Raw genomic sequence first — 26,701 nt, 5'->3', positions numbered from 1 at the left:
GGGGACGTCTCGTCCCCACGCATGGACGAGACGTCCATGCCCCCTATTTCACCAACATCGCACGCTCGCTTTGCCAAAGCGTAAATTCTCCATTCCGAAGTTTCGCCTTCACCGGATTGTTGCGAATATAGCGAACCGCATTGGCAAAATGCCCTCCATCCCGGATCAAGGTATCCCGATAGCTCGGCTGCCAGATTGTCCCCTTGCCAATCCGTTTCGCGGACACGGATTTCCACGCCTGAATGAGTTTTCCGATAGGTGCGATCGGTTTGAACAACAAATGCACATGATTCGGCATGATCACCCAAGCGTGATGCTTCACCCGTTCCCCTTGGAAGCGCATGATGATTTCCTCCAGGATATTTCTGAACGAATCATCCCTGAACCAACACGCACCGGAACCCTGGTCCAACCAGCGCTCCAGTTTCATGGTGAATTCGCGGTGATATTCGGCCGCCACTTCGAGAGACCAAGGAGGTGGCCAAGTATTTCGAAATGTTTCACTCTGAACCTTCCAATGCATCACCTTCTCGCTCGGCAACGCATCGCCGAGCCGGAAGGTGACGAATTGCATCACTTCATCCTGAGACCAATGCGGCAAATCGCCATCGCGATGTTTCTCAATCGGGGCATCCGGATTGAGGAAGTCGCGGGACATGACTGGAAAAAGTTAGGGGGTGGGGACGTCTCGTCCCCACGCATGGACGAGACGTCCATGCCCCCTATCAACTCTATTGATTCGACTTATCAAATGCCGCGTCGAAGGCGATGTTGCTGGTCGGGAAATCCATGCTGCGGACGAAAGCGGCGGCTTCCTCGCCACCGTGGACGCGGTCCATGCGGATGTCTTCCCACTCAACGGAAAGCGGGCCTTTGTAGCCCACATCGTTGAGCGCGACAATGATGTCTTCGAAATCGATGTCGCCGTGACCCAGCGAGCGGAAATCCCAGAAACGGCGCGCGTCGCCAAAATTCGTGTGGCCGCCGAAAACGCCAACCGTGCCATCGCCGTGGTTCCACCAGACGTCCTTCATGTGGACGTGATAGATCCGCTTGCCGAGATCGCGGATGAACTTCACGTAGTCCACGCCCTGATAGCCGAGATGCGACGGATCATAGTTGAAGCCGAAACGCTTGTGGTTTCCAACCGCCGCCAGCGCCCGTTGCGCGGAAGCGATGTCGAAGGCGATTTCCGTCGGGTGGACTTCGAGCGCGAAGTTCACGTCCACCTTTTCGAATGCGTCGAGGATCGGCAGCCAGCGTTTGGCAAAGTCCTTGAAGCCCTTTTCATAATACTCCTGCGAGGTCGGCGGGAACGCGTAGATCGAGTGCCAGATCGATGAACCGGTGAAGCCGTTGACCACGGCGGGAAACTCGTCCTTGCCCTTACGACCGGGCTTGGCATTGAAAAACGCGCGGGCGGCCTTGCCGGTAGCGATCATCTGTTTCGCGGCGCGCTTGCGGACGCCTTCCGGACTTCCATCGCCCCAGATGGCGGGCGAGAGAATCGATTTGTGGCGCTCGTCGATGAGATCGCAAACCGCCTGGCCGACAAGGTGGTTCGAAATGGCGTAGCTGGTGAGGCCGTGGTCGGAGAGCAGCTCCCACTTGTCTTTGACGTAGGACTTGCTGGAAAGCGCGGCGTCCACATCGAAGTGGTCGCCCCAGCAAGCGAGTTCGAGGCCGTCGTAGCCCATTTCATAGGCGAGCGGCGCGAGTTTTTCGAGCGGAAGGTCGGCCCATTGGCCGGTGAAGAGAGTGACGGGGCGTGACATGGTTTTCGGGGTTGGTTGGTGTTCGAAGGATGGTGGAGAATTCCGGAGGGAATAAAGCAAAAACGTGAAGCCGGTTTCACCCCTGATAGGGGGCATGGAAGTCCCGTCCATGCGCGGGGACGAGACGTCCCCGCCCCTTAGCGGGAGATCGCCGCGTGCCAGAGATCGCAGAGGGTGGCGGTGAGTGTTCCGGCGGGCAGATGCTTGTCCTCGAAACGTGAGACCGCCATCGGCCCGCGGGTGGAGGATGACAGGAAAATTTCATCGGCGGCGTGGAGGTCGGCGGGAAGGAGCAGGCGGTCTTCCACCTGGATGCCGTGGGCGGCTGCGAGTTCGCACAGAATCTCGCGACCAATGCCGGGGAGGCAGCCGGAGTCGAGCGACGGTGTTAGGAGGACGCCGTTTTTAACGAGGAACAGATTGGCGGTGGCGGATTCACAAAGCTGCCCGGCGGTGTTGAGGAAAATGGTTTCCTGAAAGCCGAGGCGACGGGCGCGATCGAGGGCGATTAGATTTTCCGCATAGCAGGCGGTTTTCAATCCGGCGAGGGGCGAGTGTTCGTTGCGCGGCCACCGCGAGAGGCAGACGGCGAGGGATTCGCTCGAATCGACAGCGGGAAATGAGGCAAGCCAGACAAGGCGGTCGGCACCGGGTGTTAGATCGTTGTGGGAACCACTGCCGGCGGTGACGATCAGCCGGAGCCGCGCCCTACCGGTGGCGAGCGAATTTCTAGCAAGCAGCTCGGCGGCGATTTCCTTGAGATCCTCCAGATCGACGGACCAACCGAGTCTTTCGCAACTCTTATGAAGACGTGCGAGGTGGCGATCGGCGAAAACAACGGCGCCATCGACGGCGAGCATTGTTTCAAAGAGCCCGAGGCCGAGGAAGGCACCGCGATCTTGGGCGGCTCCGGGGTAATTGTCGGCGGGCAGCCATTGGCCGTTGCACCAGATTTGATTCATGGGCGGGATTCTGGAGGGAGCGGCGAGGGTGTAAATCTTGGAAATAGGGAGGGCGGGACTTCGGCCCGCGTGACGATGGTTGGAGAAACGGAAGAGCTTGGCGCGGCACTTTCACTTCGCATCGGCTTCGTGGGCCACAGTCCCACGCTCCTTATGAAGTTGCACTTTGCGCGGATCATTGGGCGTGCCACTTTCCGCGCATGCGGTTTTACATTTTTTGCAGCGGGCTGACGATCATCGCGATGGGAGGAGCGGCGATGTATCTGCTGCCGCGCCCGCAGTCGGTGGAATTTCTGGAAGGCGCGCTGAAACTCGGCGGCGGCATCGTGATTTGCGGGCTTTTTTCGATCCAAATGAAATGGCACGGCCTCATTGGTGCGGGAATTCTGGCGCTGCTGGGTGCCGCGCGTGGACTGGGAAATGTTCCCGGTCTGGCGAAATTCCTGACCGGCGACCGATCGCATGGAACAGCTCCGGTGCTGGAAGCCGGGGCGACTTTGCTGTGCCTGCTGCTGTTGATGAAGGTTATTCGGGCGCTTTATCAGGAGCGGCTGCGTCGGATGCTGGAGTCGGAGGAGCAGGAGTCGGAATGACCGGTGGAGTCACGGGCGGTGCTGTGCCGGGAAGCGTCGTCGGTGGTTTCGCGGGCGGAAGGAGTGGTTGGTTAGGATCCGGAACGGGAGTCTGAACCGGCGGCTCGGGCTTGGGCAGCAGGTCCTGCCATTGATGGAGTTCGTAGCCGTCGCCGACACCGCCGATCTCACCTAACAAATCGTGGCAGCGTTGACGCCATTTTTCATAATCGGGAGCCGCACGCTCGGACTCGCGGCTGCCGGGAAATATCAGATAGCTGATTTTCAGATCGGATACCGGACGGTTGTAGGAGTTGGCCTTGGGATTGAGTTCGCGGGCAAATCTGAGAGACGCCTCGCCGACCTTGAAAGTGGGGCCGCCGTCACCAACGATGGCCGGATAGAGTTTTTTTCCGAAAATGACGACCGCGTAGTCGCCGATGCCGGGTGAGAACCCATCCTTGGCTGCCAGAATGTCGATGGGGATCACGATGAAGGGATCGTAGTCGGCGATGAGGAAGCTGCGGGACTTGAGATCCTCGATGCCGCGTTTCAAATACTGGATCCGATCCTTCAGCCAGGTCTTGCGGGCGGCTGTCGTGGTGGTGGCGGCAAGTTCCTTCTGTGCGGCGGCGACGCGTCTTTCCCAACCGGCGATCATCGGGTTGACCGTCTGGGATTTCTTGGGCCAGCCGTAGCTGGTAAAGGGTTGGTAGTTGGGGGAATTCACGATGTCGTCCGGCATCGTCGGCAGGCGGTCACCGTCCGAGCCATCGGATACGACATCCATTTCGGACTGGAGGAAAAACACCTTGCGACCGCTTTCGGATTGGAAATTGAGGATCGTCTCGCAATCGTAAACGTTGTGCTTGGTGAGGAGTTCGTTGAGCGAGTTGGCATCGCGGCGGACACGACCGGCCTTATTTTCGTAAAGCTTGTTGAACCACGGAGAGACCTGCCCTTTTTCGACGAGTGCGGGAAGTCCCGGCAGCATTTTGGAAAGGTCGGGATTGGACGTTTCCAACTCGGCCAACGACTTCGCCGGGGTGGGCAAACGGAGCGAAAGCTGATAGGTGGCGGTGTAGCTGGATTCATCGACGCGCTCCTTGGAGGCGATGGTGCCTTTCTCCATTTTCACCTCGGATTTGAACGGGATGCCGGAGCGAAGGTTGCGGACATCGGTGACGGTGCCGAGCTCGACATCGGGGGGCGATGCGGAGCCCTCAGTCAGTTCGGCGTTTTTCTTTTCGGCGTCTTCGAGGCTCTTTTTCAACGCGGCGATTTCCCGGTCATACCGTTCCTCGCTCTCGGCACGAATCTTCGCCTCGGCTTGGCGGAAAATGTCCTTTTCATCGACGCTCACGGTCGTCGGTTTGGGTGAAAAAACCTCCTGCAACGCGATTTTCACCCGCTTCGAATTCAGCATCACGCCCAGCCCGACCGCGATGACGACGAGCAGAAAAAGCGTGGTCGCAAACCAGAAACCGCCGCCGTTCCGCTTGTTTCGAGAGGAATAATCATCACCCATGACCGGGAGACTACTGATTTCCAGGAGGCCTTCAATCCCCGTCCGACAAAGTTTTCCCAAGCATTTTCGATTTCCCGAAAACTCGGCGATGACAAACCCGCCGCCATCCCTACACTCGCGCCCGTGAGTTATCAGGTCTTCGCCCGCAAATACCGACCCAAAACCTTCGACGACGTCCTCGGACAGGATCACGTCGTCAGGACCCTTCGAAATGCCATCGCCCAAAAGCGCCTGGCCCACGCCTATCTTTTTGTCGGCCCGCGCGGCACGGGCAAGACTTCGACCGCGCGGATCCTCGCGAAAGCGCTCAACTGCACCGGCGGGCCAAAGGCGGATTTCGATCCCGATGAGGATGTCTGCATCGAAATCGCCGAAGGCCGTTCGCTCGATGTTCTCGAAATCGACGGTGCGTCCAACAACGGCGTCGAACAGGTCCGCGACCTCCGCGAGTCCGTCCGCTTCGCCCCGGCCCGCGGGCAATTCAAGATCTTCTACATCGACGAGGTCCACATGCTCTCGAACGCCGCGTTCAACGCGCTGCTCAAGACGCTCGAAGAACCGCCGCCACACGTGAAATTCATTTTCGCCACTACCGAGGCGAACAAGATTTTGCCCACTATTCTCTCCCGCTGCCAGCGCTTCGACCTCCGCCCGATTCCGACGGAAACCATCGCCGCACACCTCCTCCACATCGCGAAAGAAGAAGGCATCGCCCTCGATGAAACCGCCGCGTGGGCCATTGCCAAAGGTGCTGACGGCGGTATGCGCGACGCCCAATCGATGCTCGATCAACTCGTCTCCTTTTGCGGCGACTCCATCAACGAAGCAAACGTCCTCGACGTCTTCGGTTTCACCTCCCGGGAAAAAGTCGCATCGCTGACGCAAACCCTGCTCGCCCGCGACAATCCGGCCGCCCTCTCGCTCATCCAAAAGGAAGCCGAAAGCGGCCGCGAACTCTCCCAACTCCTCGGCGAGCTCATCGGCTGCCTGCGTGCGCTGTTAGTCGCCAAGCTCGATCCCTCCGCTGATGGTGAAGGCATCCCGACCCACCTGTGGACAGAGCTGTTAGCCGCGGCGAACGACTACGCGCCCGACCGGATTCTGGCAGCCATCGACGTCTTTGCCGAAACGGAAGGCCGCATGAAATGGGCGACGAACAAACGTCTTCATTTCGAACTCGGCGTCATCAAGGCCATCCAGTCACTTGGCGAAGTCCGCATCACCGACGTCATCAAGATCCTCACCAAAGGCGCGGATTTCATTCCTACCGGACCGATTTCAACACCTGCGGCGGTTCCTTCTCCAGCATCAGTTCCAACACCCGCCGCAGTCCCGGCACCGGCTGTTACCGAGCAAAAACCGGCACCCACCCCGGCACCCACCCCGGTGCCCATCCTCGAACCGGAACCCGAGCCACTCCCTGTCGCCAAGGAATCGCCCCCAGAACCCACACCGGAACCCGCTCCCGCCAAACCCCGTCCTGCCGGAGGACTCTCTGCCTTCGATTCCATGATCGATGCCGCCCCGGAAGTCAGCGAACTCCCTCCAGCGCCCGAGCCACCGCCTTGGAAAAGCGACAAACCCGCCGTCGCCGAAGTCAAAGCACCCGAGCAACCGGTCATCAACGCTGCCATCGAAGACGCCTTCTACAACGACCCGCTCATCCAAGCGGCGCTGGTGAAATTCGAAGGCAAGGTGCTCTCTTAAATTGGAGCGCGAAATTGATTTCGCCCGTTCGATTCGCAAAGCGAGAGAACGCTGGAACCTGCTTGAATTCCCGCTAAAATCACCACCCATGGCCAGTTTTGCAGAAATAGAATTACTCGCGATGCAACTCACCGTTTCCGAACGCACCGTGCTTGCAACCCATCTCCTTCATTCCCTCCCTCCGGAATTTGACGAAGATGCCGACGAAGATACCGATTCCGACACCGATTCCGGTGAATCCCTGACACTCGAAGAACTGAAGCGCTCCGTTGGTCGATGAATCTTGCGAACCATGGCTTCGCCATCCGGCAGACCTCTGTTTCCGAGGACATCCTGAACCAACTCCGCCGCACACTGTTTCACGAAGACTGCGCTGGCGAACGAAGCCTGCTGGATGAGCCACTGGTTCGGGAAACCGCACTCATTCTCAAACAGGAACTTTCCGCCGTCGGTAACCTCTATGCGGCAGCCATCGCCATCCAAGCAATTGCCTTCAACAAAACGGCGTCGAAAAACTGGAAAGTCGCGTGGCATCAGGATCTCATGTTTCCTTTTGCAAACCGAGTGACGTCGCAAGGATTCGATCTGCCCTCAATCAAACAAGGCATCCACTACGCCATGCCTCCCGAATCTGTGTTGGAACAACTCCTCGCCGTCCGCCTTCATTTGGATGACTGGGACGCGACCAATGGCCCGCTCCGTATTTCGCCGGGTACACACCTCGCCGGAATTCTGAAAACCGCTGAAATTTCAAACATCGTCACAAATCACGGCGAAATCACCGCGCTCGCAAGAAAAGGCGACGCTCTTCTGATGCGTCCCCTCACCCTCCACACTTCATCCCAAGCCACCGAACCTAAGCATCGACGAGTTCTCCATTTCGTTTACTATTCCGGCAACACCATTTCGGAAACTTGGCATCGCGCCATTTGACTCATCACATCCAACCAACACACCCTATGAACATCCAGAAACTCATGAAACAAGCCCAGCAGATGCAGGCCGGGCTCGCTGCGAAACAGGAGGAGCTCTCCATCCAGACCGTCGAAGCATCCGTCGGCGGCGGCAAGGTCAATGTCATCGCCACCTGCGCCGGCGACGTGCTTTCCATCAAGATTGACCCGTCGGTCATCGATCCTGCCGATGCGGAATTCCTCGAAGACCTCGTGCTCAAAGGCGTCCAGGAAGCGATCTCCAAGGGCAAGGAAAAGTCCGCCGCCGAGATGAAGAAACTCACCGGCGGCCTCGGCATCCCGGGAATGTGAATTTCAGCATTTCCGCTTTCAGGATTTCAACGTTTGCCTCCCCAATGTCCTCATTCAGCCGCCGACTCGGATGGACATTGGTGGTGATTTCCCTGCTGCTCCACATTTTCACGGTTTACTGCTACTCGCGGCAACCGGATCGATTCGCGGCGTTCACCGTCATGCCGATCTGGCTGTGGGGCGGCTTCGGTTTGCTGCTGTCCAGCGTGGCGTTCTATTTCCTCCGCGCCTCGCTCTCGCTGATCATGACCGGAGTGTGGGCGATTACTCTGTTAGTGGGTGCGGATGAAGCGCGCGTGTTGGCGAATTTCGGAAAATCACCTCCGCTGCCCGGTCAGGCCGAGCTTTACGAAGGCAAGCCGGTTCTGCGGGTTCTTACTCTCAACTGCGCCGCTAATTTCGAAAAAAACTCGTTTACTTACGGAGACCCCTCCATCGATATCGCGGCCTGGCAGCCGGACATCGTGTTGCTCCAGGACATTCTCCCGAATCAAGTTAGGCAGATCGCCGACGTGCTTTACGGCGGCCGCGGCGACTATCGCGCCCATCTAACCAACGGGATTGTCACCCGATGGAAAATCCAACAGGAGGTCCGCGACCCGACGCGGCGTGACGAACAGGTGACCATCCTGTGTCCCAACGGCGAAAAAATCGAAGTGGTCAACGTCCACCTCCTCACCGCCGCCACCGATCTGCGGCTGTGGCACAAATCCGCGTGGACCGATCATCGCACCAACCGCGCGATCCGAATGAGGGAATTGTCCGTCACCCGCGCGGTTCTCAAAAAAACCACCAATTTCCCGGAAACTCCCACGATCTTCGGCGGGGATTTCAACTCACCCGCATCGGACATCGTTCACCGCCAACTCGGGCGCGATTTTGTCGATGCTTTCGCCGCCGCCGGCACCGGTTGGGGAGACACGTTCCAGCGGCGTTTTCCCATTCTCCGCATCGATCTCATCTATGCGACCCGCCATTTCGTTCCCGTCCGCTGCCGGGTCGTAGCGTCGAAAAACAGCGATCACCGGATGGTCGTCGCCGACTTCCTAACTGTTCCCGCCGTCAGTCCCTGATCGGTGAAAACGACTGGATGGGATAGTATTCATTCCAAAGTTTTCCACGTGGCGGATGTGTTTCCGGCGCACCGAATCCCGCGGCTGCAAGCAACTTGATCCAGCTCTCTTCCCGCGGAAAATAGTTCGTTCCCATGAAGCGATAGCGCGACAAGGCCGCTGCCTCGACCTCTGTCAGCAGCCCTTCTGCAGCCATCCGATCCAAGTGCTCGTAAACCAACGAACAATCGAGGATTTCCCGTTCGATGTCGTAGGCCCGATCATGGAATCCCAGCATTCGGGAACTGAATCCGAACTCCGCCTCATCGATTTCGCCTGCACGGAATTCCTCCAGCAATCTCCCAAACTGGAATCTTTCCACAACGATCCCTGAGCAAACCAACACGTTCCGCATGACGAAACGCCCACCCGGGGCCAAGGCGGACGCGATCACTTCGAGCGTCGCAAGTGCTGACGAATAGTCAGTTAGATTCGCCGAAATCCCATCGCCGAAAACCACGGAGCACTCACGCCCCTGAAATACCTTCGGATCGGCCCACGATCCGTGAACCACGGTTTCATTTCCGCGCAATTCCTCAGACACCCAATCGGAAAACATATTGATCGCAACCCGAGAACTGTCGACCGAGATCACCCTTTTGAAATTGCGGAGCGCCATGTTCCTCAGTTCCGGAGTCATTCCCAGAACCAACGCGGTGCCGTTGAAATCCACGCCATCGCAAGCAGAGAGGTAGCATTCGATTTCCGCCGCACAAGGTGAGCCTGCGGGGTGCCGGGACCTGGTCGCGGGATCCGCAATGCGGGATTGATAGATTTCCGAAGTCCAGCCCATGCCTAATCGTTCTTTTGTTTGCCTGCCGCAATGCTCGCCTTGCTCCGTCTGAGAAGTCCGCGCAAAGCCAAATTCACATCGGACGGAAGATCAAGCTTCAGAAACGACGTGTAAGTCGGCATCAAGTAGTCCGGCAACGCCTTCGCACCACGCAATCCGGCACTCAACGCGTGCTCGCCCGGAAAGGTCGGATAGGCATCCAGCTTCCCGATGGAAGCCAGGCCCAGCATGGTTCGCAGGCATTTCTCACATTCGCCGCAGTTGAGGTTTCCGTTGCGATGCTCCCAACAAATCCGCAGGTGTTGCCGCACAAGAGGCTCGTCCGCGATTTGTTCCAGCTTCTCCAGCCGCCAGAGTTCCTCACCGGAATGAACCACTTCCAGTTTAGCGGAGGACCAGAGGAAATCGGTTTTCCAACTGGTTCCCCACGGTTTGAAAAACTCTTTCGGGAAAGATGCCGAAATCAGGATTCTTGAGATTTCTCCCGCTAACAAATGCCCGGCCGCCACCAGTGCGGCACCGTGAAAGCGATCCCAACTCAACTTTCCGGACACAGGATGCTCCCTTAGATTGGTCCGCATCAGGATCAATCTAACTCCATGCCGCGCCGCCACGTCGCGGAGGCTGTTTTCAATTTTTGCCAACCGTTCCGTTTCATCCAGCCGCACATCATATCCCGCCACATAAACGATCGTGCTTACATCAGGTGTCCGCAGCAGGGTGTGAAACGAATCCACCCCGAGTGATAGAAATATCGCGGTCCCCCGCCCATCCGCTGAGACCTGCGCGGGTCCCCTGCGTTTCGTCTCGAATCTGACAGCTCCAGTTCCCCACCAACGGTCCCAGATACGACCGACTCTTTTCAATCCCATGAAGAGCTGAGGGCAAATCCGATCGGGGAATTTCACGCGCCAACCTGCCAGAGAGGACGCGGCAAAGCAAAGACATGCCATCGCATCCGGCGCATGGGTCAACCGGGCATCCGCGCACTCGAACCACAGCGGCGAACCGCCAACTTTCCACTCCACCCGCGAGATGCCCGCCGCTTCGGTCGCGGCGGCTCCGGATATTGTCAGGCGGCGGAGTTTTTGTTGGATCCAGTCAATCATCGTTGGGCGGGCGGTGCTTGTAAATTTCCGGAAATCACCGGGCAACCTTCAATTTTCACCGCCCGCCTCGACATCTAACCGTTGCGCAGGGCATCTTCCATGCTAGTAACCGGGAGTTGCCACGTGGATGGCTGCCATTTTTCGTCGCCATGTGGATCGTCCTCTTCGCCCTTCGTTACAAATACACCATTGGGGTGCTTGGGATTTTGATCCTGCTCTTCGGCATCATGTCCGGACGGCGGATGTCCACCGACATCCTTCCGCGGGTGGAAAGCCCTGAAATCACGTTGGTCTGGAGCTACGGCGGCCTGAACGCGGCGGAAATGGCGTCGAAAATCACGTCGTTTTCCGAAATCGCCACGCTCAACAACGTGGACGATTTACAGGAAGTCCGCTCGGAAACATCAAACGGGATCGCCTTGGTGAAGCTGAAATTCCAGCCCTATGTGGACATCAATACCGCGATGTCGCAGGTGACCGGTGTTTCCCAGACGATTCTCCGCCGGATGCCCACTGGCACAACACCGCCGCTGGTCATCCGCACCAGTCCGTCGAGCGTGCCAATCATCCAGCTTGTGATGGCCTCGGACACCATGACCAGCGGCCAGCTTTTCGACTATTCGCGGCTCGCCCTGCGCGCCCAACTCCAGAGCATTCCCGGCATGCGGATTTCGCTGCCCTACGGCGGTGCGGCGCGGCAGGTGATGGTGGATTTGAATCCGGAGGCGCTGAACGCCTTCTCCATTTCCGCCACGGAAGTCAGCGCCGCGATCAGCCGTCAGAACCTCACGCTGCCATCCGGAACCTTGCGCGAAGGAGCCCGCGAGCTGCCGGTGGAAATCAACGCCAGCCCGGAAAACATCCAAGGCTTCCTCGACATCCCGCTGCGCTCGGTGGATGGAAAAATGATCCTGCTGCGCGACGTCGCAAACGTTCGCGACGGTGAGGCGGTCAGCACCAACATCGCCCGCCTCAACGGCCAGAATGCCGTGATGATTTCCATCCTCAAGCTCGGCAGCGCGTCCACGGTGGACATCATCGACGGCATCCGCGCTCGTCTGGCGGAAATCCGCGCCTCAGCCCCTCCCGGCATGAGCATCGAGCCGATTTTCGACCAATCCATCTTCGTCCGTGCCGCCGTGAGCGGCGTGCAACACGAGATCCTCCTCGTCGGTGGTCTCGTCGCTGCGGTCGTGCTGCTTTTCCTCGGCTCGTGGCGTTCGACGCTCATCGTCCTAACATCCATCCCGCTCGCGCTGTTGTGCTCCATCCTCGGTCTCAGTCTCATCGGCGCGACGTTCAACCTCATGACTCTCGGCGGACTGGCACTCGCCATCGGCATCCTGGTGGACAATTCGCTGGTGGAAATCGAGAACATCAAACGCCAGATCGCACTCGGCAAGGACGTGCACCAGGCCATCGTCGATGGCGCGCGCGAAGTCGCTTTCCCGGAGTTTGTTTCCACCATCTCGATCTGCATCGTTTTCCTGCCGATCTTCCTGCTCAGCGGCACGTCGTCCTTCGTTTTCCGCCCGCTTGCGCTGGCGGTGGTGTTCGCGATGATCGCCAGCTATCTGTTAGCGAGAACGCTCGTCCCCACCCTCGCTTCCATCATCCTGCCGTCCGAACAACGCGCTGAGAAAAAACGCGAAGGCCGCAAACAAGGCGGACTCTTCCTCATCCATCACGCCATCGAACACGGCGTGGACAAGATCGCGGAAATTCAGGGTGGCATTCTCCGTTTCATCCTGCGTCGTAAAATCATCATTCTCATCCCGGTGCTCTTCGCCGCCGCGCTCGGAGTCTTCGCTGCCGTGAAATCAGGCCGTGAGTTTTTCCCGAAGACCGACGCCGGACTCATCCGCCTTTTCGTCCGCATCCCGAGTGGTGTTAGAATCGATGACACCGCGCAGAAGATGGCCGACATCCAACGCGAAATCCGCGGCATCATCCCGAAAAACGAGCTGCAATTCATTGTTGAAAACATCGGAACTCCCAGCTCCGTCAACCAGGCGTGGGTGGAAACCACGTCCATCAGTTCGTCCGACGGCGAAATCCTCGTCCAACTCGATCCCAAACACGCCCCGAGCGAAAACTACGTCGAAAAAATCCGCGCAATGCTCGCAGAGAAATTTCCCGACATCCAATCGTTCTTCCGCCCTGCCGACGCCACCAGCCAGACACTCGCTTCCGGTGCGCCGACGACCTTCGAGGTCCGCCTGATGGGCCGCGATGTTCCGGGAAATCTCGCGCTCGCCAAAAATCTCCGCGAACGTTTTTCCAAAATCCCCGGAGCGGTTGATGTCACACTCCGCGAAGTGTTGGACCAACCAAGCTACGCCATCCGCATCGACCGGGCGCGAGCGGCCACCTGCGGTATCGTTGCCCAGGATGCGGCGAACACCCTGTTAGCAGCCCTCGGCAGCGGTGGTTCGGTCTCTCCTAACTACTGGTCCGATCCCGCGACAGGCGCGGCTTACGACGTCCAGGTCATCGCCCCGCCCGGAAACCTCAAGGCCATCGAACAATTGCTGAACCTGCCGATCCGTTCCTCGATCAGCGGCGCGACGGTTCCCCTGAGATCGTTCGCCACCGTGATGGAAAAACGCTCGCCTGCCAGCGTCAGCCGGACTTCCCTGCAACCGACTTTCACCGTCGTCGGAAATGCCTCGCGACGCGACCTCGGCAGCATCACCAAAGACCTCGAAGTCATTCTCAAGGACCTCCGTTCCCAACTGAAACCCGGAAACAAAATCGAACTCGCCGGTCAGGCGGCTCTGATGGAAACCGCCTATTCCGAACTCATCGGCGGCCTCGGACTTGCCGCGATGCTGGTGTTTCTGGTGATGGTGGTGAATTTCCAATCGTGGACCCTTCCATTCGTCGCCATCGCCGGCTTGCCCGTTTCCGTTTCCGGCGCATTGTTCGCGTTGTGGCTAACAGGCACACCGCTCAGCGTGCCCGCGCTGATGGGAATCATCATGGTCGTCGGCGTTTCCACGGCGAACAGCGTGCTCGTCAGCAGCTTCGCCCGTGACCGCTTCGATCAGGGAGAAACCGCGCACGACGCCGCTGTCGAGGCCGCCACGACCCGCCTCCGCCCCGTGATCATGACAGCGCTCGCCATGATTCTCGGCGTGATCCCGATGGCGCTCGGCCACGCGGAAGGCGGCGAACAGAACGCTCCGTTAGGCCGCGCCGTGATCGGCGGATTATTGTTCGGCACTTTCGCCTCGTTGTTTCTTGTCCCCGTCGCCTTCGCCGCCGTCCGGGGATTCACCCACCGGCTTGACTTGCGAAAAGAGGAACGGTTGGCCGCACTGAACCCTCTCACGAATCCATGAATTCTCCCGTCATTTCCCGCACCCTCCTCGCACTGTTAGCTGCCACCTCGCCACTCGTTGCGCAGGAGAAAATGACCGTGCGCACGGTTCTTCCGACTGTCAGCACCGCCACAAGTTCTTACGAACTTCCCGGCCGCACCGAGCCGATCGAGCAGGCCACCATTTTCACCCGCGCCACCGGCATCGTCAGCGAACGTAAATACGACATTGGCGACCGCGTGAAAGCCGGAGAAGTCCTCGCCGTCATCGCCACCCCCGAGATCGACCGCGAAGTCGATGCCGCCCGCGCCGCCGTCGAGCAGGCGGCATCCCGCGCCGAAAACGCCCGCCTTGCCGCAGATCGAGCCAGCAACCTTCTGAAAACCCACGCCGTCTCACAGGAGGAATCCGAGCAACGCGTTTCGGCCGCCGCCGAAACCGAAGCAGCGCTGCGTTCGGCGAAGGCCGACCTTGCCCGCGTCGAGGAACTGCAGAAGTTCTCGACCGTCACCGCCCCTTTCAACGGCACCATTTCCGCGAAAAACTTCGACCGCGGCGATCGCATGCGTGGCGATTCATCGACCGCGGAAGGCTGGCTCTATCGACTTTCCCGGCTCGAAACCCTGCGCTTTGTCATCAGCGCCACGCCCGATCTCGCGCTCCGGCTCTCCAATGAATCCGAAGCGTCCGTCCGTTTCACCGAGTTGCCAGGTCGTGCCTTCACCGCGAAATTGTCGCGCACCAGCCGCGTCTTCGACACCGCCTCCGGCACGATGCGCGCGGAATTCCTGATCGAAAACAAGGACTTCGTTCTTCCCGCCGGACTTACCGGCTTGGCCACTTTCAGCCTGCCTCCGGTCGCCGGGACCTTCCTGCTGCCCACCAACACACTCATCGTCCGTCAGGGGAAATCGATGGTCGCCACGTTGAAAGAGGGCAAAGTTCACTACGTCGAAGTCCTCGCGGGAAAGAACTCCGGCCCCACCCTCGAAATCATTTCCGCCGCGCTAACACCCGAAGCCCCCGTCATCGTCAATCCAAACGCCCTCCTGCGCGAAGGCGATGCCGTAGACGTCGCGAAATAGAGATCTGGAGCGACTTGACCAGCTCCTTCCGCCAAGCAACGCTTCCCCATGACGCGTGAGAATCTGGCCGAAGTCCTCGAAGAAATCGCCCTGCTGCTGGAGCTGAAGGCCGAGAATCCTTTCAAGATCCGCGCCTATCGCCAGGGCGCCGAGACCGTTAGAAATTTCGACGGCGACATCGTGGAGCTCGCGGAGAAAAACGAACTCAACGGGATCAAAGGCATCGGCGAGGCGCTCCGCGACAAACTCCACGAACTCGCCAGCACCGGAAAACTGGAATTCCACGAAAAGCTCCGTGCCGAGTTCCCCAACGGACTGTTCGAGTTGTTCGACCTCCAAGGCCTCGGTCCGAAAAAGGTCAAGGCCCTCTACGAAGCCCTCGCCATCACCTCCGTCGCCGACCTTAAGGCTGCTTGCGACGCAGGAAAAGTCGCTGGACTTCCCGGCTTCGGCGCGAAGACTCAGACCAAGATCCTCGAAGCCATCGCCCTGCGCGAAACCTTCGCCGATACGTTTCTGCTAGGCGGCATCACGCCGCTGGTCGAGGAAATCCTCGGCCTGCTCCGGCTCCACCCGGAAGTCTCGCGGGTCTCCGCCGCCGGGTCGTTCCGTCGGGGGAAGGAAACCGTGCATGATCTCGATTTCCTCGTCGCCACCAAGGAACCGGCGCTCGTTTGCGAGGATTTCACCACTCTGCCCCAAGTCGCCTCCATCATCGTCTGCGGCGATACCAAGGCGTCCGTTCGTTTGAAAAACGGTCTCCAATGCGACCTCCGCGCCGTCTCTAACGCACAATTCCCCTTCGCCCTCCAATACTTCACCGGCTCCAAGGAACACAACGTCGCCATCCGCTCGCTTGCCCTCAAACAAGGTCTTTCCCTCAACGAATACGGCTTCACTGGCGAAACCGCCGCCGGCTTCGAGGTCAATGACGAAGCCGACATCTACCGCGCCCTCGGTCTTGATCTCATCCCCCCGGAAATCCGTGAGAACCGCGGCGAGATCGAAGCCGCCGCCGATCACACCTTGCCGAAACTCGTCGAACTCACCCAGCTCCGCGGCACCTTCCACAACCACACCACCGCGTCCGACGGCCACGACACGCTCGAAGCGATGGCCGATGAAGCCATGGATCTCGGACTCCAATACCTCGGCATCGCCGACCATTCGAAATCCTCCTTCCAAGCCAACGGTCTTGATGAAACACGTCTGCTGGAACAGATCGAAGCCATCGCAAAACTCAACGCGGGCTACGAAAACTTCCGCCTCTTCGCCGGTTCCGAGGTAGACATACTCAAGGACGGCACCCTCGATTTCGACGACGAACTGCTCGCCAAGCTCGACTACTGCGTCGCCTCCGTCCACGCCTCTTTCACCCTGTCCGAAGAGGAAATGACCCGCCGGATCTGCCGCGCCATGGAGAACGAACACGTCACCATGTTAGGCCACCTCACCGGCCGCCTGCTCCTCAAGCGCGAACCCTACGCCGTCAATCACGCGATGATCATCGATTGCGCCGCGGAGACCCGCACCATCATCGAGCTCAACTGCAGCCCGCAACGCCTCGACATGGACTGGCGCTGGTGGAAACGCGCCCGCGACAAAGGCGTCCTCTGCTCCATCAACCCGGACGCACATTCCACCGACCAGCTCCATCACCTCGGCCTCGGTATCCGGCTTGCGAGAAAAGGCTGGCTGCGGAAACAGGATGTTTTCAACACCCGGCCCGTCGGAGAAGTGGAGAAGTTTTTGAAGACCTCGAAGGCGAAACGGTGAGAAGCCGCCCCTCAAACCTGTGTGATCGCGATCAAGATCGTTCGGGGTGATTCTTTCTCCTATTAGGTTTTCCGCTTCACCAATAACGTAATTAGCCCTGCCACAATTGCCAACGCCGCGCACCACGCCAGCCATGGAATTCCTTTGATTTTTTCCGCTATTCCTTCAGTGGCTTTGCTTCTTGAAAACGAGTCTTTTCGAGACTCGCGATCCGGACGGGCTTTCGGATCGAGTGACTTTGCCGGATGCTCGATCACCTTTTTGCCATCCCATGTGAGTTCCACGAAGTTCAAGTTGCGCAGCTCGGGATGAACAATTCGCTTCGACCATTCCTCGAAGGATTCGGGCAGCTCCCACAAGGGGCTACCGAAAGGGGGCTGCTTTTTAGGGTCCCATTGTTCATCTGGAGGAAGGCTCTTGTCACGCTTCGGATCTGGGTAAGTGATTTCCTGCGGCAAGGGACGGGTTTCGTCCCATTTCCCCGCCTCAAACACATCTTTGTTCAGCAACCACCACTGGACCAAATACCGGGACTCATCCGATAGTCCCTGAACCTGATCTGGATTTCCTCGGCCAATGGCTCTTAGACATTCTCTTGTTTCTCCGGTGAATTCCGTTGCCCGGAAAAGAATCGAGGCCACGTGCGTCACTATCAATTGCCTCATTCTTCCATCAACAAGGACACCATCACCAAAACTATAGCTTCCGTAGTAATCGAGGCTGCCATGGGCTACATCTTCCATCAGATAGGGTATCGGAGTCAGAGCACCTACGTCTAATATATCTTCCGCCTGCACATTTCCCTGTTTTAGCGAGTAAACGAGCCGGAGAATCGTAATTTGATCTCCTCGCGCCACAAGCTCTTTCGCCGCAATAGACTGGTCTGGACTATCGGTCGAGGCCATGATTCCGCGCAACTGCTCTACAGGTATCGCCTTTAGTTCATCGTAGGATGGGTGGTCTGGCAAGGGCTGGGCCGGAAGGGCTATATCCTCCTGAGCAAAGGGAGGGAAAGTGAATCGTCCAACCTTTCCATCCGCGAATGTTACGGAGGATGAACTCAACAGCAGGCAAACAAGAATGGTTTTCATACAATCAAAGATCCTATTTTGCTTTCGATCTCATTCGTAATTTGATTAGCCCGACTATAACAACCAAGGCTGCCCACCACGCCAGCCATGGAATTCCTTTGATTTTTTCTGCTATTCCATCGGTGGTTTTGCTTCTTGAAACCGAGTCTTTCCGGGACTCGCGATCCTGGCGAAGCTTGGGATCGAGTGACTTCGCCGGATGTTCAGTTAACCTACCCCTGTCCCAAGTGAGTTCCACGAAGTTGAGATTGCGCAGCTTGGGATCAACGATCCGTTTTGCCCATGCCTCGAATGACTCTGAGAGTTCCCAAGACGGCCCGAATTTCGGAGTAAGCAGAATGGGATCCGGAGGAACGTTGCCCGGCAACGGTTTTGTGTCGAGGAACTCAGGTTCCCTTAAACGGATTTCTCCCGGCAGTGGCTTTGTTTCGTTCCACTTCCCGGCATTGATCGCGTCCTGATTGAGCAGCCACCACAGGGTCAAATATTTTGACTCATCTGAGAGAGTCAATATGCCTCGTCCTGAGTCTAACGATTTTAAAAAATCTTTGGTAGGGCCGCTGAATTCCGGTGCAATGGCTAGAGTGGCCGCTACATATCCAGTGGCGGCGACACGCACTGATCCATCGACAGGATTCGCAGATTTACTACCATAAGATTCAAGACTGCCATGGGCCACATCTTCAATGAGATAGGGAACAACGGACATCGATTGGTTATTCCTCAACACCTCTTCAGCCCAAGGATTCCCTTGTTTCAGGGCATAGACCATTCTCAGGATGGTTTTGAGATCATTTTTTTGAATTAGCCATCTAATAGCTTCAAACTGATCCGTCGGATTACCCGCAGTCATGATGGCGCGCAAGTCCTTCACAGGAACGCTATTCAACTCCTCGTAGGAAAGATCGTGGTCGGGAAAGGACGCGACTGATTCAGTCATGTCAGCCTTGTCGAAAGGAGGAAAAATGAATGGTTCTGGCTCTTCCCCGGCGGACAAAACTACGGTTGAAAAAATAAAGAAACAAATTTGAATAGTTTTCATGGCTTTTGAGGGAGACCGATTCAATGACCATAGCGCTTATTGTTCGCTGCGGTGTTGGCAGTCTTCCAATCTTCTTGTCGATCCATCGCGTAGATGGGCCGACTGCACGCATCAGGGGCAATCGTCCATTCGGGGCTTTCACAGAGTCGGCCTCGGGCCTCTGCCCACCAAGAATATCCGGGGGCTTTGATGCAAGATTAAACGAATGCCCAGTTTCGTGATTACATGGATCCATGCTAGACACACTTGCCTCCGCAATTGCCCAATCATTTTCGTAATCGGCAACACCTACCATGGTATCCTGGCATTCGCTTCTTTTGAAATGAGATTTTTGACTTGGATGATTTTCAGATGTTTCGCCATCCGAAAAGCAGTCATTTCTGCCTTTTGAAAAACCACATGACTCCTATCAAGCTAACGATTGTCATAGTCAACAGGATCCAAGGGACTATTGAAGAATGTTCTGCCGACACATCTTTTGTTGCGAACGTTGTTGATTCCTCGTTTGGAACTATTGCCTTACTAGTCGGCCTCTGTTTTTCATCCGACGTGGGCGCAGAACCCGGAACGCCTTCGATATGAATACTGGTCTTTTTTTTATATTTATCTAAGGCGGCAACAGCGATTCGAATACCTTCAGTAATACGATGATCGGAAATTCCTGACAGGGATTGCAACTTTATCCGTAAATCAGTTGCTTGGGCATCCGTGGTTAAGTTTGACGGATTTACGAGTTTCAAGAGAACGTTGACAGCCTTATCAAGGGCGGGCTTGTTTAAGTCTGACTCGCATTGGGTGAATTTGGTTGCAAGCAAGTAAAATTGCCTTGAGTTGCTTCGTTGGGGTGGAACATTCATGAGAATTTCAGTTAATATTGGAACTGATTCTATTGGGAGTTCATTTAATTGCTCGCGCTCTGACGATTTGAATTCTTCGGCATTAACAAGTCCAATTACTGTATCAAAGGTGGATTTTGACTCCTCGGCACAAAGAATTAAAGGCCCGATCATCGTAATGAATGTACCAACAATTCGGAAAGCTATACATGATTTTTGTAGAATTGTTTTATTTGGCATGACTTGATTTTTTCATTTGTTCTCCTTGCTCCATTGTTAATCGTTTGGAAGCGCCAATTTTGTTTTCAACACTCACCCCGAGTCGGCGAAGATTAATGGTTGTCGCAGTATGTGCTCCAGTATTTTCAAGGAGATGGGTCAACTCGTGGGCCAGAGTGAATGGGCCGGCTTCTTGGGTTATGATGATATTGTCGGAAACAGGAGCACCGAAACCGGCACTAATGAACGTCTCGCCTATCGACCCTGCTGGTGAGAGCTTGTTCAAATAGATGACCTGAACATCGTCTAGCGCGGCAGTCACGAAAGGCCCGTTGCACAAAGCGATTTCTTCGGAGGTTGGGGTCCCGATATCAATGAATTCTGATAGCCCATCCGAGAGGTCAACTCCAACTGGAGGATCTTGGGTTGAAATGGACCATTCAAGTTTAATCCCTGTTTGAGCATACCGTTCCAGCGCGATCTTCAATTGGCTCTCAACAGCATCTTCCAGAATTAATGGAGTTCCGCCCAAACTTTGGGCCTTGTTACGAAGAATAATTACGCCGAGAGTTACGGTCTTTTTGACCGGTACTGGAGCTTTGATGTCTAGTAATTTCCAAGGAGTATCGGCGATTTTGATGGATTCAATTTTGAAGTTGCCTCCAAGTTGAATTTTGTATGTCCGATCTCCGATTGATCCGTCAGTGATTCCGTCGACGGCATAGTCATCGTCAACATTATCCGAAACTAGAAGCATTGATTTTGAAATCGCATCTTCGCCGTCGGCATGAAGATCGACTTGCGTTGTATCATCGTTGTAAGAAGAATCGGGATTGTCAGTTGTTGAAACCTTTACTGAAACATTTCCAAATGTAGCCCCCCCGGGAATACGTATATAAAACCGATCAGAATCTTTTTCTATATCGAAGCTGGTCGATGACTCTGTGCCAGATAGCACTCCATTTTCCGACATTTTCGCAACTTTGAGTTCCTTGGCTCCATTCATGTTCGCATCTACAATCTCCAACCGAGGTAACAGCACCGTTTTGGTTTCTGTTTGATCGGCGTTAGTCGCTTGGATGAGATACATCCCATGTTTGTTCGCTTTGAGTGGATTTAAGGTCCAGCCCCCGTCGAGGAGATCTCCGAAGCTTTCGCAAAGTTCCCGCATCGGGATGAGCTTGCCGTTTCTCCAGAGCTTGCCGTCGTTGGTCATGGCGGTGCCATCGCCAGCGAATTGTTGGAGGTGTTGTGAGGATAGGCTTGAAACGTATTGATAGTGATCGGCGGCGTCGGGCAGGAATACGCTGCCGACAGAAGATTGTCCGGCGATGACGGCGACTTTGCCTGTGGGCAGATCGGTGGCGGTGACCGGATAACTCCAGCCTCCGGCTTCCGCAGGAAGCGGGACGGAAGCATTGGATGCATTCCACAGGCCGAGTTTGTCTCCTCCGGACTGCGTCTCGGTGGCTTCCCGGGTAAGATTGGATACGACCCAGCCGGATGAGGTCATTTGTCCATAACCATATTCGCCCTTGGGGTGATACCCATCCGTCCCATCCATGGTACCGGCTGAAGCTCCATCGGTGTCGTAGCGTTCGATGCGCTCAGTTTGTGTGCTTCCAAAAGGAGCTTGAGGAAGGACGCGGACGGCCATGTCACCAGCGGTGCTGACACCCAGTGCGGAAGCAAGCGACATGGGGGGATCCCAGCAGTCTGCGGTTTCGAGGATGAGGTTGGCGGAGGACTGTCCGGCGGGCCAGAATATCGGACAAAAGGTGTTGATGTCCACTCCCGGCCCGTCCGTGGGGTGAAGGGCGGCAACTTGCATCAATTTCCTATCATTATTGAAGTAGGACCATCCGGAAAACAGCACTTCATAGGGAATGCCGTCGGGAAATGCCACGCTAACAGTTTCCGGAATGATACCGGTGGCCGCTGGAGGCGTCTTGGGTATCCACTCTCCACCAGCCCAGATCCCGTTGTCGAAGAGAACCTCACCTTTGTCATTGAGATCCCGGGGAAAACCAGCGTCGGAGGGGACTTCGATATCGATCAAGACATACGATGACTCAGGTGCTCGCTGCCAGTTGACGAGCGGTTCGCTGGGATCGGCGTCTTCACCATCTGGTACTCCGTCGGTGTCCGAACTAGAACTGTTGGGGTTGCTGCCGATTTCCTTTTCCTGGCCATCGGTAAGGCCGTCCCCGTCGGAGTCAGGATTGGTTGGGTCGCTCCCGTCGGTCTGCTCATCGAGGTTGGATACGCCGTCGCCATCTGCGTCGCCGTTGGGGCCGTTGTTGGGATCGAGGGTGCCATTGTCGGTTGGGTCGAGGCCGTGGTCGCGTTCGAATTTGTCGGTAAGGCCGTCGTGATCGGTGTCGGTATCCAGCGGGTTGGTCTGTGTGCCGTTGGTGCTATCGGGGGTGATTTCCGCGAGGTTGGTGAGGCCATCCCCGTCGAAGTCGGCGGTGTCGAGATCGGCTGCGGTCTGGTCGGTGTATTGGAGGCGGTAGAAGGCTTTGTCCGCGGTGCCATCGACTTCGTAGCTGATGGACTCGTCGTTTCCGCCTTCGATAACGGGAGCCCAATTCCATTTTTTGAGGTGATCGGCGGGATCTGACACCTGGATAAAGTAGCTGCGTCCGGTCTTGCCATACCACTCGACAAACTTACCACCAGTGGATGGAGCAATGAAATTAAAGGGTTGGTCGATACCGATGTCCTGACCGTTCAGCGAGGTGAGACAGAGAAGCAGAAAGAAAAAGAGGCGTTTCATCGTGCGCCCTCCTTTTTCTCCGGCTGCGGGTTGGCGAGGTAACGGCTGCCGCGATGGGGACGGAGGACGAACGTTTCATTGCGCGGGACGGGCGGATGCGCCTCGGCCCAAGCGGCGGCTTCGTTTTGTTGCTGCTTTCTAGCGGATTGATAGGCCACCAGGCGCTCGTTTTCCGATGTGATGAGGTCCCTGATGATTTGCAGGCGGGCAATCGCGTTGGGGTCCTTGGGATTGCCTTGAGTGATGAGGAACTGGCCAGCGGCGATTTCCGGGATGCGAGGGAGGTATTCGCGGAAGGTGCGGCGGATTTCGGTGGTGTCGAAATTGGAGTGCATCAGGAAAACCGAGTAGTCCTCTCCGTTGTGAACGAAATCCCCGATTCCGGCGAGGAGACCGATGTCGAATCCGCAGACGGCCTGATAGGTCGTGCCGGTTTCCTGATCGGTCCAATGAACCTCGCTGACCTTGTGGTCGTAGACGGTCGCTCCGAGATCGAGGGAGTGCCTGTGCTGGTAGGCGATCCGCGCACGATCCTCCGGCGTAAGTTCTCGAGGTGGCGATACGGGTTCCGGCTGCGGCGGCGGGGGAAGGTCCGGCAGCGTGGAGGCGGCACCACGCTGGATGGTGAGGGTTTTACCGGATAAGCTGGGAACAGTAGTGGCGGCGTCGATCCGGATGTCGGGCAGGCGCTTGCGCTCGACGGGCGCGGGCGGGGTGAATGAGGGGACTTGCAGCGAATCAGGGACGAAAGTGCGGGCGGAAGTGGCGGCGGGTTCACTAGGATTTGCAGGCTTTTCGCCCTGCGACCAAACAGGACAAATGCTGGCCACCGCGGCCAAGAGAACAAAGGTAACTGGTTTCATTAGGGAAGGTAATGTTGAGTCCTTCCTGGTGGACGGGGAGTGATAAAGCCGCACAAGGTCGACCGCAGCGGTCTTTAGCAATCCCCGAAGAGACGGCCTGGACATACACCGCCGCCTCCCCGGCCCTTGGGTCGGTTTGGCGGCATCGTTGCGGTCGATGCCGACCGCCTTATGCGAGGTTTATCAGGCCCCATCCGCGAGAGCGGACGTTTCCAGTAGATGGACGACCCACTGGGGTGCCAAGGACCAATTTCAAATTTGTCTCAAATCACTGCCGGGTTCTCTTTGGACCGGAGACCAAGCGCCCGACTCCACCTCTTGATTTTGATTCTCGCCGCTCTGGTTTCCGCAGGTTGGGATCTGGTTTTGAGAAGTGACATTCTGGTTTTGGCCCATGCGGCCCTGATTTCCTTCCGTGCGCTCTGGTCATGGTTCGTGCGGCACTGGTTTCTCTCCGTGCGCTCTGGTTATCGTTGGTGCGGCTCTGGTTTTGGTCCGCGCGCCTCCGGTGATGAGTGGTGTGTAACAGTTATTTCCGTTTCTGTGAGGAATTTGATTCCCTTGGACGAAAACCTGGTTAGGTTCGCGCCTGTATCGGAAAAATCACCTATCAATCATCATGGAAAACGAGGAAATTCGCAATCAGTATGAAGCCTACACACGGATCAACGCTTTCGGAGAGAAGTATGGCGCACAATTCGACCCGACATCACGCGGGCGCAAGCAATTCACCCAGATAGACACAGTGGTCGCCAAAATGGTGGAGCACGGGGTGAAGAAACTAACCGGCAAGAGCGGCTTCCACGGCGGAACGGGCGGCAAGGAACTGGCGGCACAGGCGCTGCGGGTAAATCTCCGGAAAATCCGCAAGACCTCGGTGTCGATTGCGGAAGAAGAAGACATGCCGGAGTTCGACGACAAATTCGTGCTGCCACGTTCGGCATCCTACGAGGTTCTACTGACCCGCGCCCGGTCTGTTCTGCAAGAGGCGACTCCCCACGCGGCCCTGTTTGTCGAATTCGAACTCGCCGCGAATTTCCTCGATACTCTCGATAAAAGCATCAAGCGGCTGGAAAACGCGGGAACCGATCAGCGTGCCGGACTCTCCGATCAGGTGGGAGCCACGGCGGAACTGGTAGCAGCAGCGGTGGAGGGAATGAAAATCCGCAAGCAGCTTCTAACGCTGGTCCGGAACAAGTTTGAAAACAACGTCGGCGTGCTGGCGGAGTGGGAAACGGCCAACCACATCGTCTGGCCGACTAACGGCGGGAATGGGGATGCCGCACCGCCAAGTGCGGAAGCGTGAGATAAGACGATCATTGCCAAATAAAAAACCGCCGGATGAAAGTCCGGCGGTTTTTTCGTGGAGAGCACACCCACGCGGGACGGGGCTAAAGCCGAATCACGACATTCGGAGCAGGGAGCCGATAGATTGGGTGTTTCATGCGGTCCCTTTCCTCCGGACATTTCTCCCGAATGGAGTTGATAAGCCTCCGGCAAAATCGCTAATCCTTACTCCATGTTTCCAAACCCACGTCTCCTTGTCACCGCCGCCACCTTGTTGATGGCGAATCCACTGTTTGCCTCCGATCCGCCGAATCCGCTGGCTGCTCCGGACGGGACTCTGGCATCGAGCCCTAACTCATGGACGGAGCATGTCCGACACGGAACCTTGTTGAATTTCCGGCAGGAGGTTTACGGCGAGCGGCCGGTGGCGAAACCCGATGATTTCAAGGCAGTGGTCGTGCGCGAGGATACTAAAGCCCTGGATGGCGTGGCGACGATGAAGGAAATCGAGATCAGTTACTCGGGTCCCGGCGGCAAAGGGAAATTTCCCGCAGTGTTGTTCGTGCCGAACTCGGCCAAGGGGCCGGTTCCTGCATTTCTGTTACTCAATTTCATCGCCGCCGATCCCGCGCTGCCTGGAAACGTGAAAGGTCTGTGGCCGGTGCGGGAAATCATCGCGCGTGGTTATGCGACGGTGGCCTTCAATTTCAACGACGTGGATCCCGACCGCATCGATGGCTTCAAGGACGGAGTACGCGCGATCTATGGCAAGCAACCGCCGGCGGCGGATGCCTGGGGCGCGCTCTCGGCGTGGGGTTGGGGCGCGAGCCGGGTGCTGGATTATCTGGAAACGGATAAAGCGATCGATGCGAAGCGCGTCGCGGTGCTCGGCCACTCGCGGGCGGGCAAGGCCGCCGTCTGGTGCGGTGCGGAGGACGAGCGCTTCGCCATGGTCATCTCCAACAACTCGGGTTGCTCCGGTGCGGCGCTGGCACGCGGAAAAGAAGGAGAACGGGTGGCGAACATTACGACTAAATTTCCCTATTGGTTTTGTGAGAACTACAAGAAATACGCCGACAACGAGGACAACCTGCCGATCGACCAGCATCAATTGTTAGGATTGATCGCACCTCGTCTGTTATACGTGGCGAGTGCGACGGAGGACCAATGGGCGGATCCGAAGTCGGAGTTCAAATCCTGCGTGCTGGCTGCTCCGGTGTATGCGCTTTACGACCTGAAGGGGCTGGAATCGAACACCATGCCGCCACCCGATCAGGCGATGCAGGGCGGAACCATCGGCTATCACCTGCGGACCGGGAAACACGATCTGGCACCGAGCGATTGGCAGCACTACATGGACTTCGCGGATAAGAACTGGGGCAAGCCGGGGAAATAGGAATCTTGTACGTAGTTTTACCCTTTAGGGTGTCTTCGGAGCGCAATGAAGACACCCTTTAGGGCAATGCCTTTAAGGATTCGTGAAGATGATGGTTTTCAGGAGGGGTCTTGAGCTGGCGATTTTTGTCTTGGGCCAGTCTTTGATTGGTTGTCTCAGCGTTCGCGGGCAACTTCGTGGC

At 57.0% G+C, this 26,701-nt stretch carries 23 protein-coding genes; 12 read left to right on the top strand and 11 right to left on the bottom strand.

What is annotated here, in order from left to right:
- Nucleotides 1-43: 43 nt before the first annotated feature.
- The 3 genes from ABIQ96_RS14960 to ABIQ96_RS14950 all read right to left on the bottom strand — a co-directional run bounded on the left by ABIQ96_RS14960 (nucleotide 44) and on the right by ABIQ96_RS14950 (nucleotide 2,737).
- Entirely contained in the window at nucleotides 44-658 is a 615-nt protein-coding gene (locus ABIQ96_RS14960; protein ID WP_348215415.1) for a transposase, read from the bottom strand.
- A gap of 73 nt (nucleotides 659-731) precedes the next feature.
- Nucleotides 732-1,775, bottom strand: coding sequence for a sugar phosphate isomerase/epimerase family protein (locus ABIQ96_RS14955; RefSeq protein WP_348215414.1), 1,044 nt, complete (start codon nucleotides 1,773-1,775; stop codon nucleotides 732-734).
- A 137-nt stretch (nucleotides 1,776-1,912) separates the two neighbouring features.
- Nucleotides 1,913-2,737, bottom strand: coding sequence for an aminotransferase class IV (locus tag ABIQ96_RS14950; protein WP_348215413.1), 825 nt, complete (start codon nucleotides 2,735-2,737; stop codon nucleotides 1,913-1,915).
- 200 nt (nucleotides 2,738-2,937) lie between these two features.
- Between ABIQ96_RS14950 and ABIQ96_RS14945 the strand changes: the two genes are divergently transcribed.
- A complete protein-coding gene (locus tag ABIQ96_RS14945; protein ID WP_348215412.1) occupies nucleotides 2,938-3,330 on the top strand; it encodes a hypothetical protein in 393 nt (130 codons plus the stop codon).
- Here ABIQ96_RS14945 and ABIQ96_RS14940 read toward each other — a convergent pair.
- Nucleotides 3,263-4,837, bottom strand: a complete 1,575-nt coding sequence (locus tag ABIQ96_RS14940; RefSeq protein WP_348215411.1) for a glycoside hydrolase family 75 protein — start codon at nucleotides 4,835-4,837, stop codon at nucleotides 3,263-3,265. The two genes, ABIQ96_RS14945 and ABIQ96_RS14940, sit on opposite strands and share 68 nt — an antisense overlap.
- Nucleotides 4,838-4,960: 123 nt before the next feature.
- On the opposite strand from ABIQ96_RS14940, the gene dnaX reads away from it, so the two are divergent.
- The 5 genes from dnaX to ABIQ96_RS14915 are packed head-to-tail and all read left to right on the top strand — an operon-like array spanning nucleotide 4,961 to nucleotide 8,882.
- A complete protein-coding gene (gene dnaX / locus ABIQ96_RS14935; RefSeq protein WP_348215410.1) occupies nucleotides 4,961-6,544 on the top strand; it encodes a DNA polymerase III subunit gamma/tau in 1,584 nt (527 codons plus the stop codon).
- A gap of 1 nt (nucleotide 6,545) precedes the next feature.
- Nucleotides 6,546-6,824 carry a hypothetical protein gene (locus tag ABIQ96_RS14930; RefSeq protein ID WP_348215409.1) on the top strand — a complete coding sequence of 93 codons (279 nt, stop codon included), beginning with the start codon at nucleotides 6,546-6,548 and terminating at the stop codon, nucleotides 6,822-6,824.
- Nucleotides 6,821-7,477: a phytanoyl-CoA dioxygenase family protein gene (locus ABIQ96_RS14925; protein ID WP_348215408.1), complete on the top strand. Its 657-nt coding sequence runs from the start codon at nucleotides 6,821-6,823 to the stop codon at nucleotides 7,475-7,477. The genes ABIQ96_RS14930 and ABIQ96_RS14925 overlap by 4 nt, the downstream gene beginning before the upstream one ends.
- Nucleotides 7,478-7,503: 26 nt before the next feature.
- Nucleotides 7,504-7,809, top strand: coding sequence for a YbaB/EbfC family nucleoid-associated protein (locus ABIQ96_RS14920; RefSeq protein WP_348215407.1), 306 nt, complete (start codon nucleotides 7,504-7,506; stop codon nucleotides 7,807-7,809).
- Nucleotides 7,810-7,853: 44 nt separating this feature from the next.
- Nucleotides 7,854-8,882: an endonuclease/exonuclease/phosphatase family protein gene (locus ABIQ96_RS14915; RefSeq protein ID WP_348215406.1), complete on the top strand. Its 1,029-nt coding sequence runs from the start codon at nucleotides 7,854-7,856 to the stop codon at nucleotides 8,880-8,882.
- On the opposite strand, the gene ABIQ96_RS14910 is transcribed toward ABIQ96_RS14915, so the two are convergent.
- Nucleotides 8,872-9,714, bottom strand: coding sequence for a class I SAM-dependent methyltransferase (locus ABIQ96_RS14910; protein WP_348215405.1), 843 nt, complete (start codon nucleotides 9,712-9,714; stop codon nucleotides 8,872-8,874). The genes ABIQ96_RS14915 and ABIQ96_RS14910 overlap by 11 nt on opposite strands.
- Nucleotides 9,715-9,716: 2 nt before the next feature.
- Complete coding sequence (locus ABIQ96_RS14905) at nucleotides 9,717-10,823, bottom strand: hypothetical protein (RefSeq protein WP_348215404.1); 1,107 nt, start codon at nucleotides 10,821-10,823, stop codon at nucleotides 9,717-9,719.
- Between the two features lie 149 nt (nucleotides 10,824-10,972).
- Here ABIQ96_RS14905 and ABIQ96_RS14900 point away from each other — a divergent pair, with 149 nt between their 5' ends.
- The 3 genes from ABIQ96_RS14900 to polX are packed head-to-tail and all read left to right on the top strand — an operon-like array spanning nucleotide 10,973 to nucleotide 17,007.
- Nucleotides 10,973-14,167, top strand: a complete 3,195-nt coding sequence (locus tag ABIQ96_RS14900) for an efflux RND transporter permease subunit (protein ID WP_348215403.1) — start codon at nucleotides 10,973-10,975, stop codon at nucleotides 14,165-14,167.
- Nucleotides 14,164-15,231 carry an efflux RND transporter periplasmic adaptor subunit gene (locus ABIQ96_RS14895; protein ID WP_348215402.1) on the top strand — a complete coding sequence of 356 codons (1,068 nt, stop codon included), beginning with the start codon at nucleotides 14,164-14,166 and terminating at the stop codon, nucleotides 15,229-15,231. The genes ABIQ96_RS14900 and ABIQ96_RS14895 overlap by 4 nt, the downstream gene beginning before the upstream one ends.
- Nucleotides 15,232-15,279: 48 nt before the next feature.
- On the top strand, nucleotides 15,280-17,007 hold the full coding sequence (polX, locus tag ABIQ96_RS14890) for a DNA polymerase/3'-5' exonuclease PolX (protein ID WP_348215401.1): 1,728 nt from the start codon (nucleotides 15,280-15,282) through the stop codon (nucleotides 17,005-17,007).
- 62 nt (nucleotides 17,008-17,069) lie between these two features.
- Here polX and ABIQ96_RS14885 read toward each other — a convergent pair whose 3' ends face one another.
- The 5 genes from ABIQ96_RS14885 to ABIQ96_RS14865 all read right to left on the bottom strand — a co-directional run bounded on the left by ABIQ96_RS14885 (nucleotide 17,070) and on the right by ABIQ96_RS14865 (nucleotide 23,837).
- Nucleotides 17,070-18,098 carry a hypothetical protein gene (locus tag ABIQ96_RS14885; protein WP_348215400.1) on the bottom strand — a complete coding sequence of 343 codons (1,029 nt, stop codon included), beginning with the start codon at nucleotides 18,096-18,098 and terminating at the stop codon, nucleotides 17,070-17,072.
- A 13-nt stretch (nucleotides 18,099-18,111) separates the two neighbouring features.
- A complete protein-coding gene (locus tag ABIQ96_RS14880; protein ID WP_348215399.1) occupies nucleotides 18,112-19,140 on the bottom strand; it encodes a hypothetical protein in 1,029 nt (342 codons plus the stop codon).
- A gap of 374 nt (nucleotides 19,141-19,514) precedes the next feature.
- On the bottom strand, nucleotides 19,515-20,216 hold the full coding sequence (locus ABIQ96_RS14875) for a hypothetical protein (RefSeq protein WP_348215398.1): 702 nt from the start codon (nucleotides 20,214-20,216) through the stop codon (nucleotides 19,515-19,517).
- Nucleotides 20,206-22,974, bottom strand: coding sequence for a hypothetical protein (locus ABIQ96_RS14870; protein WP_348215397.1), 2,769 nt, complete (start codon nucleotides 22,972-22,974; stop codon nucleotides 20,206-20,208). The genes ABIQ96_RS14875 and ABIQ96_RS14870 overlap by 11 nt, the downstream gene beginning before the upstream one ends.
- Nucleotides 22,971-23,837 (bottom strand): hypothetical protein, encoded by an 867-nt coding sequence (locus ABIQ96_RS14865; protein WP_348215396.1) that lies wholly within the window; start codon nucleotides 23,835-23,837, stop codon nucleotides 22,971-22,973. The genes ABIQ96_RS14870 and ABIQ96_RS14865 overlap by 4 nt, the downstream gene beginning before the upstream one ends.
- 219 nt (nucleotides 23,838-24,056) lie before the next feature.
- Here ABIQ96_RS14865 and ABIQ96_RS14860 point away from each other — a divergent pair, with 219 nt between their 5' ends.
- The 3 genes from ABIQ96_RS14860 (at nucleotide 24,057) to ABIQ96_RS14850 (ending at nucleotide 26,520) form a co-directional block, all read left to right on the top strand.
- Entirely contained in the window at nucleotides 24,057-24,488 is a 432-nt protein-coding gene (locus tag ABIQ96_RS14860; protein ID WP_348215395.1) for a hypothetical protein, read from the top strand.
- Nucleotides 24,457-25,143 (top strand): hypothetical protein, encoded by a 687-nt coding sequence (locus ABIQ96_RS14855; protein ID WP_348215394.1) that lies wholly within the window; start codon nucleotides 24,457-24,459, stop codon nucleotides 25,141-25,143. Before ABIQ96_RS14860 ends, ABIQ96_RS14855 begins: the two co-directional genes overlap by 32 nt.
- A 213-nt stretch (nucleotides 25,144-25,356) precedes the next feature.
- The gene (locus ABIQ96_RS14850; protein WP_348215393.1) at nucleotides 25,357-26,520 is read left to right on the top strand and encodes an acetylxylan esterase; all 1,164 of its coding nucleotides are present in this window, start codon (nucleotides 25,357-25,359) and stop codon (nucleotides 26,518-26,520) included.
- Nucleotides 26,521-26,701: the final 181 nt, after the last annotated feature.

Origin of the sequence: Luteolibacter sp., assembly GCF_039920825.1 — a bacterium.
GTDB lineage: Bacteria > Verrucomicrobiota > Verrucomicrobiia > Verrucomicrobiales > Akkermansiaceae > Luteolibacter.
The sequence above is the reverse complement of the archived record's forward strand: the minus strand, read 5'-3'. Positions and strand labels throughout refer to the sequence as shown.